12 protein-coding genes and 1 pseudogene are annotated in these 16,191 nt (G+C 34.7%); 3 read left to right on the top strand and 10 right to left on the bottom strand.

The window, feature by feature from the left end:
* Positions 1–2: 2 nt before the first annotated feature.
* The gene (locus tag RCG22_RS06850) at positions 3–1,094 is read right to left on the bottom strand and encodes an AAA family ATPase (RefSeq protein WP_308107108.1); all 1,092 of its coding nucleotides are present in this window, start codon (positions 1,092–1,094) and stop codon (positions 3–5) included.
* A gap of 219 nt (positions 1,095–1,313) precedes the next feature.
* Here RCG22_RS06850 and RCG22_RS06855 point away from each other — a divergent pair, with 219 nt between their 5' ends.
* The 3 genes from RCG22_RS06855 (at position 1,314) to RCG22_RS06865 (ending at position 2,939) form a co-directional block, all read left to right on the top strand.
* Positions 1,314–1,484 carry a hypothetical protein gene (locus tag RCG22_RS06855; RefSeq protein WP_308106298.1) on the top strand — a complete coding sequence of 57 codons (171 nt, stop codon included), beginning with the start codon at positions 1,314–1,316 and terminating at the stop codon, positions 1,482–1,484.
* 43 nt (positions 1,485–1,527) lie between these two features.
* Positions 1,528–2,202, top strand: a complete 675-nt coding sequence (locus tag RCG22_RS06860) for a hypothetical protein (RefSeq protein ID WP_308106299.1) — start codon at positions 1,528–1,530, stop codon at positions 2,200–2,202.
* A gap of 71 nt (positions 2,203–2,273) precedes the next feature.
* Positions 2,274–2,939, top strand: coding sequence for a hypothetical protein (locus RCG22_RS06865; RefSeq protein WP_308106300.1), 666 nt, complete (start codon positions 2,274–2,276; stop codon positions 2,937–2,939).
* A 683-nt stretch (positions 2,940–3,622) separates the two neighbouring features.
* Here RCG22_RS06865 and RCG22_RS25420 read toward each other — a convergent pair.
* The 9 genes and pseudogenes from RCG22_RS25420 to RCG22_RS06905 all read right to left on the bottom strand — a co-directional run bounded on the left by RCG22_RS25420 (position 3,623) and on the right by RCG22_RS06905 (position 16,186).
* Positions 3,623–3,907 carry a TIGR04104 family putative zinc finger protein gene (locus tag RCG22_RS25420; protein ID WP_374049430.1) on the bottom strand — a complete coding sequence of 95 codons (285 nt, stop codon included), beginning with the start codon at positions 3,905–3,907 and terminating at the stop codon, positions 3,623–3,625.
* Between the two features lie 63 nt (positions 3,908–3,970).
* On the bottom strand, positions 3,971–9,475 hold the full coding sequence (locus tag RCG22_RS06870) for a DNRLRE domain-containing protein (RefSeq protein ID WP_308106301.1): 5,505 nt from the start codon (positions 9,473–9,475) through the stop codon (positions 3,971–3,973).
* 1,085 nt (positions 9,476–10,560) lie between these two features.
* The gene (locus tag RCG22_RS06875; protein WP_308106302.1) at positions 10,561–11,475 is read right to left on the bottom strand and encodes a tyrosine-type recombinase/integrase; all 915 of its coding nucleotides are present in this window, start codon (positions 11,473–11,475) and stop codon (positions 10,561–10,563) included.
* Between the two features lie 855 nt (positions 11,476–12,330).
* Positions 12,331–12,858: a hypothetical protein gene (locus tag RCG22_RS06880; RefSeq protein WP_308106303.1), complete on the bottom strand. Its 528-nt coding sequence runs from the start codon at positions 12,856–12,858 to the stop codon at positions 12,331–12,333.
* 12 nt (positions 12,859–12,870) lie between these two features.
* The gene (locus RCG22_RS06885) at positions 12,871–13,266 is read right to left on the bottom strand and encodes a toxin C-terminal domain-containing protein (RefSeq protein WP_308106304.1); all 396 of its coding nucleotides are present in this window, start codon (positions 13,264–13,266) and stop codon (positions 12,871–12,873) included.
* Positions 13,258–13,410, bottom strand: a pseudogene (locus RCG22_RS06890) (RHS repeat-associated core domain-containing protein); the annotation flags it as partial. The gene RCG22_RS06885 and the pseudogene RCG22_RS06890, both read right to left, overlap by 9 nt.
* A gap of 15 nt (positions 13,411–13,425) precedes the next feature.
* Entirely contained in the window at positions 13,426–15,051 is a 1,626-nt protein-coding gene (locus RCG22_RS06895) for a hypothetical protein (RefSeq protein WP_308106305.1), read from the bottom strand.
* Between the two features lie 91 nt (positions 15,052–15,142).
* Positions 15,143–15,541 (bottom strand): DUF975 family protein, encoded by a 399-nt coding sequence (locus RCG22_RS06900; RefSeq protein ID WP_308106306.1) that lies wholly within the window; start codon positions 15,539–15,541, stop codon positions 15,143–15,145.
* Positions 15,542–15,889: 348 nt separating this feature from the next.
* Positions 15,890–16,186 (bottom strand): hypothetical protein, encoded by a 297-nt coding sequence (locus RCG22_RS06905; protein ID WP_308106307.1) that lies wholly within the window; start codon positions 16,184–16,186, stop codon positions 15,890–15,892.
* Between the last annotated feature and the right edge of the window lie 5 nt (positions 16,187–16,191).

The following is a 16,191-nucleotide window of genomic DNA, read 5'->3' on the forward strand; positions in this document are numbered from 1 at the left end:
TTCTATAGCTCCTTTCTTTGTAGAATATTTCTCACTTGTCTTTGAGAAATATCAAGTGTTTTTGAAATATTAATTTGTGAAACACCTTTTGCATTTAAAAACAGAATCAATTCATCTAAATCATTGTGATATCCATTACTTATATAACATTGATATAAGAAAGTAGGATATGATAATGAATCTTCATTTTTTAAAATACTTCGTTTAATGCCATTGAAACATATAGCTTTAATATCAGATGGGGACAATCCAGTTAATATTTCTGATATCGTCTTTATTTTTTTTATATCTTCAATAAATTCAACGTTTACGGATTTTAGATAAAGCTTTAATAACTCTGGAATCTCATCCTCAGTTGGCTTTGGAACCTCAATTTGATTCGTAAATCTTCTCCATACAGCTGGATCAAGTAATTTTTCGTGATTTGTTGCAGCAATTAGAATATTGTTTTCATTAAACGTATCAATATTTTGAAGTAAACTATTTACCACTCTTTTTAATTCTCCAACCTCTTGTGAATCGTTTCGTGCTTTTGCAATGGCATCGAATTCATCCAAAAACAAAATACATGGCCGTTCCTGTGCATATTCAAATACCTTTCTTATATTTTTTGCCGTACTACCAAGTAATGATGAGATCAATCCATCAAGTTTCGCTGTTACAAGGGGTAATCCCGTTCTTTCAGAGATATAATGCGCAATAGTCGTCTTACCACATCCTGGTGGACCAAACAGCAATAATGATTCAGGAAGATTTAAACCTAATTGTGAAAACTTATCCCTTTGACTTAGTGATTGAATATAATCCTCAATTTTATTTTTAACTATGGGTGGTAATACTACATCCTCGGTTTTAGTGTCAATATCAATATCAACCATTGGAAGTCTACTATCGTTGTCCATTGGTTTTGATAGAAACTCATCTAAATAAACCGGGTGTATGGTTTTTTTATTTAATAGGTTGTTAATTCTATCAGCGAATTTTTCTTCTCCCGTTTCACGAAGTTTTTCAGAAATCAACTTGGCATAACTTTTCACCTTTTCTGGATTCCTTTCAAGGCCGCCTTCAATTATCTTGATTAATTCTGTCCGCATTTTCACAGACACACTCACTCCTCATTATCCAATAAATTTCTTTATATAAATATTACCACTATACAATAATTTATGCACGTTTATATTAATTTTATGTACGATTATCAATAAAACGTGTACGTCTTTTAACTTTTTTCATCATTTTCGATTGACTTCAAAATAAAGAACGTGTTAACCTAACGATAGAAAAAGACTCCGCTAACGAAAGAAGGTGAAATCATGGCTAAAAATGGACAAGCAGGAAATGGACGAGTCGGGGCTGTTAAAAACAGAACTCAATTTGAGACACCCTCTGGTCACTATGCAAAAAGAGATTCCGACACTGGCAGAATCATGGATGTCAAAACGAGTAGTAAAACTCCATTTAAAGGCGTAACAAAAGAAAAGTAATTCGAAATCAAAGAAAAATCATTTAAAGAAGGGTGGAATAATCATGAGTACTTTTGAACGTGCAATTCTAAAACAAGATACGGTTGTATCAATCAGTGGGACATCACAAATAGCTGGAGGAAAAACTGGAGATCTTGTAAATATCGACACTGTTGTTCATTTAACCAATCCTGAGCCTCAAGAAATCACTCTTGTCCTTCCTAGCATCTCAGGAGATCCACAGAAAGCGTATATAAGAACGATGGATGAAGTTGAAAATAGACAGGATTTTAGTTCACCTATTGATCCTGAACTGCTTTCTAGTATGAGAGAAGAAGATCGAAAGGCTTTTGAGGAGTCCATTGCCGCTAACAAAGCACAGTGGGAAGCAATCAAAGAAAAGGCTAATGGGGTTGCATTAACTAAAATGCAATTAGAAGCAGGAAGCCAGGAATTAAAATTTTTCTTACAAAAGGAAATTTCACCAAATCCCGAAAGCGGTCTTTATGAATTGACATTTGTTGCCCCCTTCAGTAACTTCCAAGTCAATCAAGGTCAATTCACCATGTCATTAATCATTATTTTGCCAAGGGATGCACAACTAGTCGAGCAAAGTGTAATAAATCCTCAAGGTGGCCCATTACCAGAACTGCGCAGTAACGACAATCATGTAAATCGGCAGATCTTACAATATTGGATGCAGTATGATCCAATATTCACCATTAAGTATCGGTACTAATCGAGAAGGCGGGAGTTATCCCTCGCCTTCTCTCACCTCTGTACGACATTCCTTGTTGAGGGGGAGGAGTTTTGAAAATCATTATTTTAAATATTGTTAAATTCATATTTTACTTAATTGGCATTCCAGGTTTGATTTTATTCTTTTTTGAACTTTTTCACAGCCCCAAAATTTTTATGACATGGGTTATCACATTGTTAGCTATTTATATGTATTGGGTAGTATTAATTTGGATTTCAAAAGTTGAAATTCCGTTAAATTGGATACATAGAAAGATAAGCATTTATCAATGGCTTGACAATTTAACAAATCATGATGAGTCACTTATTTATCTTCTTAGTTCCCAAAAAGTTAAATATAAAACTTTAGAGAATTTACAAATAGTAAAAAATACATTTATAAATTTAACCCGTGGAAATAAAGAAACTTTAAAATTATATAAAGCATACTATAAACAACTTTCCAATGAAAATTCCGATCAAATTTACTGGACAGCATTAATGACAATGTTTTCATCATTGGTAATATTGGTCTTAAGAGAATATGTTCTGAAAAAAAGTTTTGAAATATCCCTTGTGAGGAGTTCTGATTATTTCTTATTAATAATGCTTATCGTAACTACAATTGCCTATATGGTATCGCAAATTCAAAGAAATAAGAAACGATTTGGAATTATCACGGATATACTTGAAATTTGTATTGAGGAAATTCAGGAAAAAGAAGATAAAAATAAATGAATACTTTTAGTCCAGAAGAGATTAAATGAACACTATTAATTACTGAGATATAAATAGTACTTTTAATAATACCATCTGAATTAATCTAGTTGGTTCTCTTTACTAAAATTCCATATTTTAATACCGACAACAAAATTGGATTTACAATGTTAAGGATATTCCAGTGTTAAAATCCCAATCTCTTTATGTTATAAATGAAAAATTGGGATTTAAGTCTTCAATAATTGAGCCTGATTGTTGAAGAAAGAATGTTTAGTAAACAAATAAAGACGAGATTTACCAAATAAATTGCACCACAAATAAATTTAATGTAGTCTAGGTTGCTCAGAATAAATATTGGAAGCTACATCCTCGTTAGTCAACTTAAATAGAACTAATAATTCCTGAATTCCTTTTTTCGATAAATTTTCCAGATCAAGACCGTTGAACTAAAAATAAAGTCAAAACCGACCTGCATTCGAACGGCATTGACCTTATCAACTTTGACGTAATAATTCTACATAACAAGGTGGTAACAGGAACGGAAATTAAAATGCGGCACCATATGTCGGCCGCATTTTTGCTATTTGTATCTTTGGCTATTTCTCATGCTAACCCAATAATTATTTTCACGACTTTAACGCTTAAAGCTTTTCCCCACTTTGGGTCAGGCGCCGCAACTCAATTGATCATGTTTTCTAATTTTATTCATTTCGGTTAGCACTATATTTAGCGAAATAAGGGAAGAAAGCAATGACAATTAAAAAGAACGTAATTATTAAAACTAATTCTAAATAGAAAGGAAGATTAAGGAGTAAAAGAGGGAATAGTATTATCCCTACAATAAAAGATATTGTTACTTTTGTTTTCATAGTAGGATTATGCTTAGTTCCACATTCCTTGCATACAAGAGGTTTATATGTCCAACGAATAGACCTCTGTATTTCTTTCCATGTAAATTGATGGCCACAAGTTACACATTTTTGCATTTTCAGAAAACACCACCATTATATTTTTCACAAACTTAAACTATTTCAACATTGAAATTACTCCTACACAAAGTAGTAATTAAACGTTTTTCTAGCTATAAGTTTTTTGACCTCTTTCTTTGACTTTGACTTTTTCTTAATATAGGATGAATATATTTCAAATCCTATTGCTATACCCTTTGCAATTGAAGCGGCAATTGTTGTTATTGCTAACGCTGTCCAAGGTCCATAAAATGATGCTGCTATTGCTGCTTGGGAAACAATCACAGCTTTTGCGGCAAACAACCCCCATTGCAACATACTAGGTTTATACCAGAAGATATTCAATGCAAAATCAACAATTATGTTAATAATAGCTCCAACCGTTCCGGCACCATATTTCAGAAACCACTGCTTAATTGTTAAATGACCACTAGGGTCTACAGACATTACTGGATTATTACCAGAATATGAATACAAATTATTATTTTTTGGTTCATATTCTAATCCACGGTAGGTATCCCTTGAAATAAATCTTCCATTTTTCGAATCGTAGAAACGAAAAGTCAAATAGTATAACCCTGCGACTTCATCATACCGGTACCCGGCATACCTGTATGGATTTAATGAAGCCAGTGTACCTGATTGAGACAGGATATTCCCCCATGCATCATAAGTATATGATGCCACAATATTTCCATCCTTATCCGTTAGTGCAAGCACATCACCATGTCCATTAAGATGATAGTAATAGGTCAGACTATTTTTAATCATCGTTACTGGTCGATTTTCATGATCCCAAGTGTATTCCACAAGAACGGCACCTGATTGATCGGTTTCAAAAATAACATTATTTCCTTGATCATAATGAAAAGTGACTGTTCCGCTCGTTGTGGTCATTGTTTTGCGTCTACCCTGATAATCGTAACTGAAAGTAACGGTGTTCCCTGTAGCTTTTTCTTTCACTTCAATCAAACGATTATCCGCATTAAAAGTGTATATACTTTTCCCATTATCCACCAAGTTACCACTTAAATCGTATAGATATGACTGATTATTTTCAGATATTAGTTGATTTGCTTGATTAAAGCTATAGGTCGTGATGGTGGAACTAGTTCCTTTCGTAACGGTTTTTTTCGTCCGATTTCCTACAGAATCGTATTCATGGGAAATTGTCGTTCCATCTAATAAAGTCTCTTGTGTCAATTGATTTAGCTGATCATATTGATAATTCACCGTTCCTTTCGTTGTTTGGACACTCATGATATTTCCATTTGTTGCAAACGTGTATAAAAAGCGTTCCATCACGATGCCATTGACGTTGTAATTAGTGAGACTTACTAATTGGTTTGCTCCATTATACTCAAATGATGCGTACGTACCGTTAGTGAAATATATCGATAACACTTGCCCATTCTCGCTGTAAATATAGTTAGCTATGGTTGAGTTGTTTTTTAGAATCGACCTTAGTAAATTTAATTTATTATAAATAAAGCTGGTTTGACTTCCTCCTGGAGTCGATAATTCCTTGATATTGGAATTACCATCATAGCTATAACTAGTCGAGTTAACTCCTTCTGTTTCTGATTTTAAACGGTTATTCAAATCATAAGTAAAGGTGGTGATGGGACCGTTTGTTTTCGTAACTTTTGTGATATTGTCATTCAGATCATATTCTAAATCAAACTGTTTGACCTCATTATAAGAAAGCGAGGTTAAACGATTAGAAATATCATAGGAGCTTGAAACAGCTGTATTATCAGGATTGCGCACTTTTGTTCGATTTCCAAACTTATCGGTTTCAAAAGTGGTCGAACGATTAAGCGCATCTGTCCACTTAGATAATTGATTAATCTCGTTAAATAGATACGTTTGCTTAAACCCCTTCGCATTGGTTACCTCGGTTAGATTTCCCTCCCCATCATATAGATAGGAAGTAATAAACCCTTTCGCATCCGTGACGGAGGTGAGCTCATTCTCTGCATTATACGTATAAGTTGTTCTATTCCCGTTTCCATCAATCAACACAGTCCGATTCCCAAAAAAATCGTAGGAATAATTAACCGTGTTTCCTAATGGATCCTCGTTTGATGTAAGGTAGTTTTTTCCGGCATCATAAAAAAAGGAGGTATGAGATGGACCTATTTCAAGTCTTATCGCATCAAACCATGCGGCTCCAGTTTGGTTATAATATAACAAGTAAACATCAATTGATTGGAAAGTTTTATCTTTGGCAGGTTCTACCTCTACGGAAAGATGCTGCCACCCCTGCATGGTTTTACTAAAATCATTAGCAAATCTCCAATCGGTTGTGCCGTCAGTATAATTAATTCCAACTTGTAAAGCGTAGTCCCCACCAGCAGGATCGGCTCCTTCCTGATAGGACCATCCTGATAAAGTCATTTTTGTATTGGCATCTCCCGAAATAGGGATCCTCTGAACCAAATACTTATTCTTCCCTTTTTCACCCGTGAGTTTGAAGGAATTATTGCCAACATACACTCTTGGATCCGTACTATCCGTTTTTTGATAACGGCCATCAGCTGATGTAACATTTCCACTTGTAGACCAGTATTGGGGTATCAAATCGGTCGGATTGCTAAATTTTTCATAACTGGAATTTTCAATAAGGTTATAAGCACTTACCACATTTCCTATTTCAAATTGAATCGCATCAAAGTAAGCCGTCCCCTGCCCCGCATCTAATGCGGCTGATAAACGGATGGTTTCCGTAGCTGTTGGAATATTGGAAACAATCGTCTGCAAACGGGTCCAATCATGCGTTCCTGTCAGCCCATAGGAGTTTATTTGACCCAGCAAATTGTTGGAAGCACCGAAGTATTCCACCTTTAAATAGGCTTTTCCAGTCGTAGCCAAGGTTTTTACATAGCCACTGAAGACATACGTATCCTGAACACTGAATTTGATCGTCTGATAGACAATTGCCCATCCGGTTGGATTGGAAATGCTAATGGAACGAGTTCCAAATTTGGCAGTCGTTGCCCCAGCAAATTGTGCGGATTTTCCATATTCAACCCCTTGCTTCCAATAATCTGGCCACGAAGCTCCGTATTCAAACCCTGAGTTGGGCAAGAGATTATCTGAAACCGACATAGGATTCGTTTGATATAATAGATTACCAACCAAATCGTATCTTTTTGAAACTGATTGAACATAGGGATCAATCGATTCCGTTTCATTATTACTCACATCATAATCATGCACCTCTTTATTCTGATTGAAGTCTTGCTCTGTTATGAGATTGTTTTGATTATCAAATGTATAATACGCCATTTGATTTTCAGGTAATTTTTCGGATGTTAGATTCCCTTGATCATCGTACTCATATACGTACGATTGATTTTTTGGGTCTAGTACTTGGACGACCACATTATTGTCGCTAAAGCTAAATATTGACGTTTTTTTATTAACAGGGTCTGTAATGTTTTCAATGATTTGCTTGACCCTGCCCAATGAATCATAGCTATAGTCTGTTCGTTGATTAATGTTAGAATATCGTGTGCTCCAGGTATTTACAGGATCATAACTAAATGTAATAACACTCTCACTAGCTGTGCCTTCAATCGTAATCGGGCGGCTAACTTTACTGACCCTGCTTGAAGCATCGTAGGTGAAAGATGTTGTAATACTTCGACCATCTTTCCTGCCAGTTAATCTGCCTATCACGTCATATACATAATTTTTAGTGATATTTTTCGCATTTGTATAAGACGTCAAATAGCCATTAGCATCCTGTAAATATTGGTAACTACGAGTTTCAACCGTGATCGTAGAAATATATCCACTGCTCCCGTAGGAAATACTTATCGTCCGATTTGAAGCGTCCTTTATGCTTTGTAACTGACCTGAAAGACTATAAGTAAACGTGGTGACATTGCCATTAAGATCTGTAATGGATTGTATACGCCCATTATTATTAAAGGTTATGTTTGTTGTTTTATCTTCAAGTGTTAGAATAAAAATTCCATCTGATTGCCTCGTTAAATTTAAATAGCTCCCACTTTGAGCTATATAACCACCTTCGACTGCTTCTCCAAAGAAGTGCCTGGTTCCATCACTGTCCGTGTAGACGACAGGACCCGATGCAGCGTAGTTGAGCCGGACATCCAAATTACTGGACCATCCATACCCAAATAACCCTTTTTCAATGGTATTTCGACTATTGTAAGTTCTTTCAATCGTGAGTGGAGTTCCACGACCAGGAATGACGAAATCGGTTTCTGAAAGGGTTAAATTCCCGTTGCTTGGATTTACACCCTCCTCTGTTTGATGCCAAAAATCTTCAAGACCAACCGGATCGACTTCATACGTAATCGAAAGTTTTGGTACATAAGCCGCTGTATTTTCCTTTGTTGTAAAGGACGCCCAAGGTGCTGTGCTTTCATCCCTATTTCTTAGCATCAGTCCATTATTGGATTGGACCCCATTGTACCAATCTTGTGTCAATTTTGTGATGTACCATACCCAGAACGCATTGTAAGTATTGGGCGCTAAACTTGATTCTGCTGTAGCTGCAGCCAAAGGCTGGGTGTCCCAAGTTACAGCATCTCCCCAGGATGAATTAAGTCGATACAAATCCACAGTTGTATTCGATACGCCAGTGTTAGTTTGATATGCTTGGAAGGTAGCTGTTGTAATTCGGCTATTACTAGGCAGTGGGGGCAGAGCAAATCGAATTAAAGAACGAGTAACCCCGTAGGATGGAGTCATGCCTGTATGCATATACGTACTACTTGAATAAGAGGATTGGGGATAGCGATTGGAAATAAACGTGTCTCGAATTAATAAAGTAGATTGAAAGGAAGGGTCAATCGTGACAGGGTAGCTTCTACTAGGATTATTTAAATAGCTGGTATCAAGGATAATATCAATAAACGTTCGATTGCCCTCTTTACGAATATTAAAATAGGCATTATCCGAATATATCCCATTCGAATCAATCATTCTAGGCTTTTCGAGAATCCACAGTAGGTCTCCAAATTGGGAGGAAATAGTGATATTGCCATTCGTCAACAAACTTTCTGTTAAATTTGCTGGTATTTTTAGCTCAAAGGAATATTGACTTTGCCCCGTTGGTGTTTTTAAAATAAGAGATTCTTTTATCTTATCATTTGTCACTACATAAGATAAATCAACTTGTGGAAGGATATCAGGATAATTGATTTCATCATTATTAATGACCGATTTAACTTTTCTCGCCCCAACTAGTAGCATATCTAAATTGTATCCTTGCTTTTGTACAGAAACTAATTTGCTTATATCTGATTCTTCTGCGAATATCGACTTAAATTCATTCGCAGTGTTGATAAATTTATCTGGAGCTAGAAGACTCTTCTTTAGGGTATTATCAATCCTTTTCAATTTTTTATCACTAATATCTTGGTAGAAAATTGGCTGATTGTAAATTTCCTCTGTAAAACTACCATCAGGATTGATAAACCGGGTGGAGTTCCGTGTTCTCTTATTTGTTAATTCCATTTTTGTTTTTGGTTTCTTTTCAGGAAGTTCCCCAATGTCAGGCACGATATCGTATGTTTCAATTTTCCTCTGGACTTCACCAAGTAACATTCTATCCCCCCTAAACATGTAAATCTATCCATAATTATTCAGATTGGCAGAAAAATATTCTAAATTATTGAAATGTAATTTGATATCACATGAATTCAAGCTTATCAACTTATTATACTCATTTTTACTTATCGTTTATAGAAAATTTCCCCAATTATATATTTAAAAGGCCCTTATTTGAAAAGAAAAATACCCAAGGGAATGGCACTTGGCTCCATAGCTCTTTCACCGGCAATATGCCATAAATCCAATCAATCATTTTTTAATATTGACATTATCGCTTCTTAACATTTCTCCTTCATAAATCAAAAAACAACAACTATCATTGTTGCTCTAGGAAAGAACCTTATTAAATAAATAATAAAAACGAACATTATGGTTCACTTTGTTTTAACACAGTTCACTTATTTAGGAATGAATTCTTCTTAAAATTATTTCTTAAGAAAAAATTCAGCCTTAAGGCTGTCTTGCTTATAATATAGAATAATAAATTTGGGGCATTTGAGGCAAAGGTAAAGTTATTAAAATTATTGATGACTGTTGGTGCATCTAAATAGGCCTCTTTTTTTATATTAACTGAATTAATTAATCGAAAAAAACCATTTGCCAGGGCAAATGGTTTCCTTTCCTTCCTAAATCATCTTTCAAAAGGTTGCATTGGCGACGTCAAACAAGCTCGATGTCTGCGTCAAATAATAAAGAAAAATATACTCGCGTTCAAGCTTCCCCATGTACTCTATCTAGCCCCAACACTTGATTTTTTATATTGAGAAACACAAGAAGCACTTCCCCCTCTTCACTAAAGCTATGTTAAACCGCTGGAAGATAAAAAATGCAACATTTGTTTGTTGGGGTAGTTTCCTTACTTTAAAACAAGTTGCGAGATACACACCACATATCTAAACCAAGGAAACAGGTTGTATTATACACGGTAAACTTTCGCCCCTTTGACGTTTTTCTTCCATTATATATAGATTTATATAAAACTGCTTACGTGCACCTAAAATAACTAAAGTAAAATTGATTATTCGGTGTTGCAACAAATAAAAATTCCAAATTCATAACCAAATGGTTCTCTAGTAAAATTAAAATTTCGGCATCGCTTCCACAGCATCCGCCAAATCACTATAGGAATCTTTTAAATATCTTGCAGTGGTCGAAATATTACTATGACCCGCGAGTCTTCTCACCTTTTCAATGTCATTGTTTGTGGCTTTCAACATCCATTTACAAAATGTATGCCTGAACATATGGGGGGTTAATTTTTTCTTTGGAGAGCTGTAACTTTCAATCATAGTCTGGATCCCACGAACCGTAAATTTGGGTGATCGCTGACTATAAAAAACATAGTTTGACTCTTCCACATGGGGTTTCTTGTTTGACATTTCCGCCCTAAACATCAACCAATCGTAAAGTTCCTGCCATAAAGTATTAGACATGGGCACTGTCCGAAGCTTCCGTCCTTTTCCAACTATCCGAATACGTCTTAATTCCAAGTCAAGATCAGTTAACTTTAAGTTTGATAGTTCATCTACCCTCAAACCAGCGTATGTCAATAAATAAATAATTGCCCGATCCCTTCGGTACTTTTCTTCGGGATCCACTCCTCTGCTTTTGACAGGTGACTTTCTCACACGATTCAATAGATCTTCAAACTCTTCTTCTGTCAGCCACATGATTTTCTCAGAGTCTTCATCAGCCGATCTGATATCCTGAATTTCTTCCATCGGGTTATGCTGCAGCTTTTTCTGTTTAACTGCCCAGGAATAAAAACTACGCAAAGCATTTAACCGACGATTAATGGTGGTAATCGCCAATGGTTTTCCTTCTTGTGGATTTAACATGCCCTGGATCCATTTTCTTACATCGGTTGCTGTCACAAATTGATCCGGCTGAATATGTAAATCTTCCAAAAATTTATGGATATCATTCCGATAAGAAATAACGGTTTTCGGAGATTTGTCTTCTTTTTCTATTTTAGAAATATATTCCTCAATCACATTTCTCACCTCTTAACTTATATGCCGAGTTTAATCATTAGAATATGATATGAAATAGAATCAAAATTGAACATTATATGACGAGTATACCATACCTTTTCGGGAGGTTAAACGTATATAATGTATATTATATGACTAGTTAAAACTAAATTATCTAGCAGCTGTAAAACATCTCCTATATAAACAATTTAGGAAGATTTTTAACTCTTGAACCTAAATCAGGAGATAAAGAAAATTAAATAACAGGGGGCTGTCCCATAAGTAAGAATAATTCACTCATAAGACAGCCCCTTATATGGATTTCCTTACGTATACAGTTAGAATCACTCTATATGTTCAATAATTAGCCTAGTCCCAAGGCGACTGGCTATTTTTCTCTGGAAGTTGACGATTTTAATTTATTTAAAAAATATTTGCTAATAATGTGCGGTAAAAGTCGTCATCCCAGGGAGATATCAATATTTGCATCAGCAATTATTTTAAGATCAGGACTGGCGAAAGTAAAGATTCTAATTTTATCCCTTTTTTTTAGGGATAGGCACTGTAGTAATAATTTTTTCACATTCATAATTAGATTCCTCGTTCAAGATTGATGTTAAATCGTGGAATTTTCCATAATAATTTGAAAAATAGTCGGGCAAAAAGATAACTATTTTACCCAGAGCTTCAGCTGTATAGTCCCGACAATCCTTACGGTAGTTACCTAAGGAGGGCAATTTCAAATCCTCTTTTTAGGTTCAACTCTCCTGCAGCTGACCTTCTGAAATCGTACTTCTAAATGATAAATCTGTTCGAAGAGATTCGTTTTTTTAAATGCAAGTAATTATCATTGATAATAACTATTTATTATACTTTTCATCCATCTTTTATTGGAGAAATCCAATCCTCAATAAACAATCCACTGCTTTGAATATTATTCCTCAATTTTACACATTCCATTTCACAACCTATAAACATATAGAAATCATGACCGAAATGAAGATACATTCTTGGGTGGTTTAACCTACACCATAAATTATTACGTAGTATCAATCTAGATAAATCTCCAACATCTTTTTGATGAACTAAACTCTCCTCAGAAATATTTTCATATAAATTGTACATATTCGCATTATATAAATCAGGGAATTCTTCTATTTCTAGCTGTTCCTCCCACTTTTCTAGACCGGACACGGTCAAATGTGGAATTTTATTACAGTTTACTATGTTTTCTATTGCAAAAATATATTTATCCTCAATATCTAAATATTCTTTTACAGTTAGTTTTTTATTATCATGAATACTTCCTATATCATATATCGATGTCCACTCATCTTTATTATATATTCCATTTTGATCTCTGTATTTAGGGTTATATTTTGTTATTCTCCACTTAAACTTCATTTTATCCTCTTTCTATTTTTTTAAATAATTTAGAAGTGCATCATACGTACCCATCCGCTTATCTTTTTTTAGATCTTTAATTGATTTGGCTTGTTTCCATATTCCACCTATATGAGATGTATTATCAGCAGTTATAAATGTTTTCCCATTTGTAAAAACTAATTCACCATGAACTTTTACTCCCCTTTCTAATCTAAAACCTAAATACTTTGCCAAATCTGTTGCCTGTTTATTAGTAAGTGGTAAAGTTGTACCGATGACTTGAGTTTTAAGAGAACCAACACCCCACGGCATTATTTGTTTATATACCTTGAGTTTAATGTTATATTTTTTCGATATCGCTCTACATGTATAACATGTACCCCCTTCTACAGGAATTGCATAATTACCATCAGGATCATATAACATTACCGGGTTGTTACTTACATAGTTAAACCCATTTTGAGTTAATGGTTTAATTTCGTTCCCCGGGTCTGGGTCAGGAGATAAAAACACACCAGTATTAGAATTGTAATATCTAGCTAATAAATAATATAACCCTGTTTCCTGATCATAATGATAACCAACCTACCGATAAGGGTTAGTATCCTTCATTGATCCTGTTGAAGAAGTAATTTTCCCCCAAGCATCGTACTCGTATTGGGCAACTACATTTCCATTTTCATCTGTTAAAGCAGTAACATCCCCATGCCCATTCAAATGATAATAGTACGTTTTACCATCCTTTACCATAGTTATCGGGTGACCTTGATCATCCCAAGAAAATTCTGCAGTAATATTATTGCTGAGATCAGTCTCAGCAATAACCTTATCACCATTATAATAGTAGTTTGTTGTTCCAGCAGATGTGGTCATACTTGTTCTTTTACCTTCATGATCATAAGTAAACTTCGATAAGGAACTCCCGCTTTGATCTTTCACCTCAATCAACTGGTTCTCCTCATTATAAATGTACGTTTTATCACCGTCATTGGTAAGGTTCCCATTTAAATCATACGTATAGGCCTGACTATCGACATTAGTTAACTGGTTTCCAGCATTATACTTATAAGCTGTTATTGTAGTAGTTGTACCTTTGGTGACAGTTTTCTTAGTACGGTTTCCAATTGCATCATATTCATAGACAATGGTTGTCCCATCCGTTAAAGTCTCTTTCGTTAACTGGTTGAGAGAATCATACTCATAGGAAACGGTGCCTTTATCTGTTACAATACTTGTCTGGTTCCCGTTAGGGTCATAGTTGTATTTGTAAGAATCCAATACGTCCCCGGTGTTTTTATAATTTTTTAATTCATTTAGGCGATTACTATCATCGAACTGTAGTGAAGTATAGGAATTATTTGCACGTTTGACAGAAGTAACATTCCCACTTTCGTCGTAAACAAACTTCGCCCGGTTCGAACCATTTCTTGATATCGCAATTAATTGGTTTAACTTATTATAAGCCAATTCAGTTGAAACACTCGGTGCTCCTGCTGTAACTTTTACAGAAGTGAGATTACTATTTGAGTCATAGCCATAATCCGTTGAAAAAGAACCTTGGGTTTCTTTAGTCAATCGATTGTTATTATCGTAGGTATATGCGCTTTGTTTTCCTGATGCATCCGTTACGGAAGTCAGATACCCATTCGCATCATAACCGTAATCCCATTTCTTTACTCCGTTGACATAGGTGCCGTTTAAACGGTTCAGGGCATTAAATGTGCTAGTGAGGACGTCCCCTTTTGGATAAACTAGCTTATTTTGTTTGCCATTTTTGTTGTACTCAAATTGTGTGAATTGATTTAATGGGTTTGTGATTTTCGATACGAGATTAAACTCGTTATAATCATACTTCGTCAAATTCCCTTTTGCATCTGTGACAGTCGTACGATTTCCATTTCCGTCATAACCGTAAGAAGTAACACCCAATTTTGCATCGGTTACTTTTGTTAATAAATTACGGGAGTCATAATCAAATGATGTTATTTGTTTTTTCCCATCAGTTATACTTTTCTGATTGCCAACCTGATCAAAACTATAAGAAACCGAATTTCCAAGAGGATCTTTGATACCAGTTACATAGTTTCCACCCGTATCATACGTATTGGAAGTGATCGATGCTCCAATTTCGAGACGCATTGCGTCAAACCAGGCTGTTCCTGTCTGATTTTTATAAACCTGTAAGGCACAAGAACTATTAATTTCGACCAACTACTTTATCATTGGTAAAAACCTATCAGTCCATAAATAATTATCTTACTCTTAAATTAAAATACTCATTTGAGTGACCATCTCATCCACTCTAAAGAATTATTGTTTTATCACTTGTGTCATTTTCATCCTGACTAAATACAATTTGATTATAAAACGTAGCCATAGCTGTGGAGACATAAGGAACCAACCACAAAAACCCAATTCCTAATGTAAACAAACAAAGAATACCCCAACCAATAAAACTTAGTCCTAACAAAAAATATTTCCACTTATACCCATTCATCATTTTTCTGCTTTCAGTTATTGCTTCAAACATTGTATATTCAGAATGATCGCGCAATAAGAAAAATGTTTGGGAGTAAGATAAACTTTTTATAATACCAGGTATTATCAGTAATAATGACCATAAAAACAGGAAAAGACCTTGTAATAAGGATGCTCCAATAATTTTAAATAAAGTTTTTCCATATTTATAGATAGAAAACACATGTTACAACGTTTGCTGCTATCGGTGTCTCCTCTTGTTCCATCCATGTCGTAACCCCACCACTCATAATAACCCTTGGTCATCGTAACTGGATTCCCTTGATTGTGTCCCAAGTATAATCAGCAACAATATTATTATTGGAATCCGTTTTATTACTTTATCTCCATTGTAATGGAAATTAGTTGTTCCACTTGATGTTGTCATACTAGTTCTCTTACCATCCGATTTCTTTACTTGAATCAAATGATTTTCAACATCTTAGAAAGTATTTCTACAATATTAACATTCATGATTTAATAAAAGAGCAAAACTGCCTCAAAATCACTTGAGACAGTTTCAATGTATTTATTAATCTTTTTTTCCAAGAGTTTCACGAATTCTAAAGGATGACGTCATTGCTGTATACCCTATAAATCCGAATGAGATAATAATTAATAAAGAAACTAATATTGTTGCTTGTGAAATGATGGATAAAACTAAACCGGCTAATGCTCCTTGAATTGCAGTTATTCGAATAAGTTTTTTCTTAACGTTTTTCCCTTTCTTCTTTACTCTAAAATACAGTATCATCCATACTATCCAACCAATCATTAAATATCCCAAATAAATCATAAAAATCCTATCCAGTTTAATTCCCTCCATCATTCACT

It is taken from the genome of Neobacillus nitrireducens, from assembly GCF_030915405.1.
Classification (GTDB): Bacteria; Bacillota; Bacilli; order Bacillales; family Cytobacillaceae; genus Neobacillus.

What these genes read in the sequence shown, in the direction of transcription:
- RCG22_RS06855 (WP_308106298.1), top strand. Translation starts at nt 1,314, where the DNA reads ATGGCTAAAAATGGACAAGCAGGAAATGGACGAGTCGGGGCTGTTAAA.
- RCG22_RS06850 (WP_308107108.1), bottom strand. Translation starts at nt 1,094, where the DNA reads ATGCGGACAGAATTAATCAAGATAATTGAAGGCGGCCTTGAAAGGAAT.
- RCG22_RS06860 (WP_308106299.1), top strand. Translation starts at nt 1,528, where the DNA reads ATGAGTACTTTTGAACGTGCAATTCTAAAACAAGATACGGTTGTATCA.
- RCG22_RS25420 (WP_374049430.1), bottom strand. Translation starts at nt 3,907, where the DNA reads ATGCAAAAATGTGTAACTTGTGGCCATCAATTTACATGGAAAGAAATA.
- RCG22_RS06885 (WP_308106304.1), bottom strand. Translation starts at nt 13,266, where the DNA reads ATGTTATATGATCCTGATGGTAATTATGCAATTCCTGTAGAAGGGGGT.
- RCG22_RS06905 (WP_308106307.1), bottom strand. Translation starts at nt 16,186, where the DNA reads ATGATGGAGGGAATTAAACTGGATAGGATTTTTATGATTTATTTGGGA.
- RCG22_RS06870 (WP_308106301.1), bottom strand. Translation starts at nt 9,475, where the DNA reads ATGTTACTTGGTGAAGTCCAGAGGAAAATTGAAACATACGATATCGTG.
- RCG22_RS06880 (WP_308106303.1), bottom strand. Translation starts at nt 12,858, where the DNA reads ATGAAGTTTAAGTGGAGAATAACAAAATATAACCCTAAATACAGAGAT.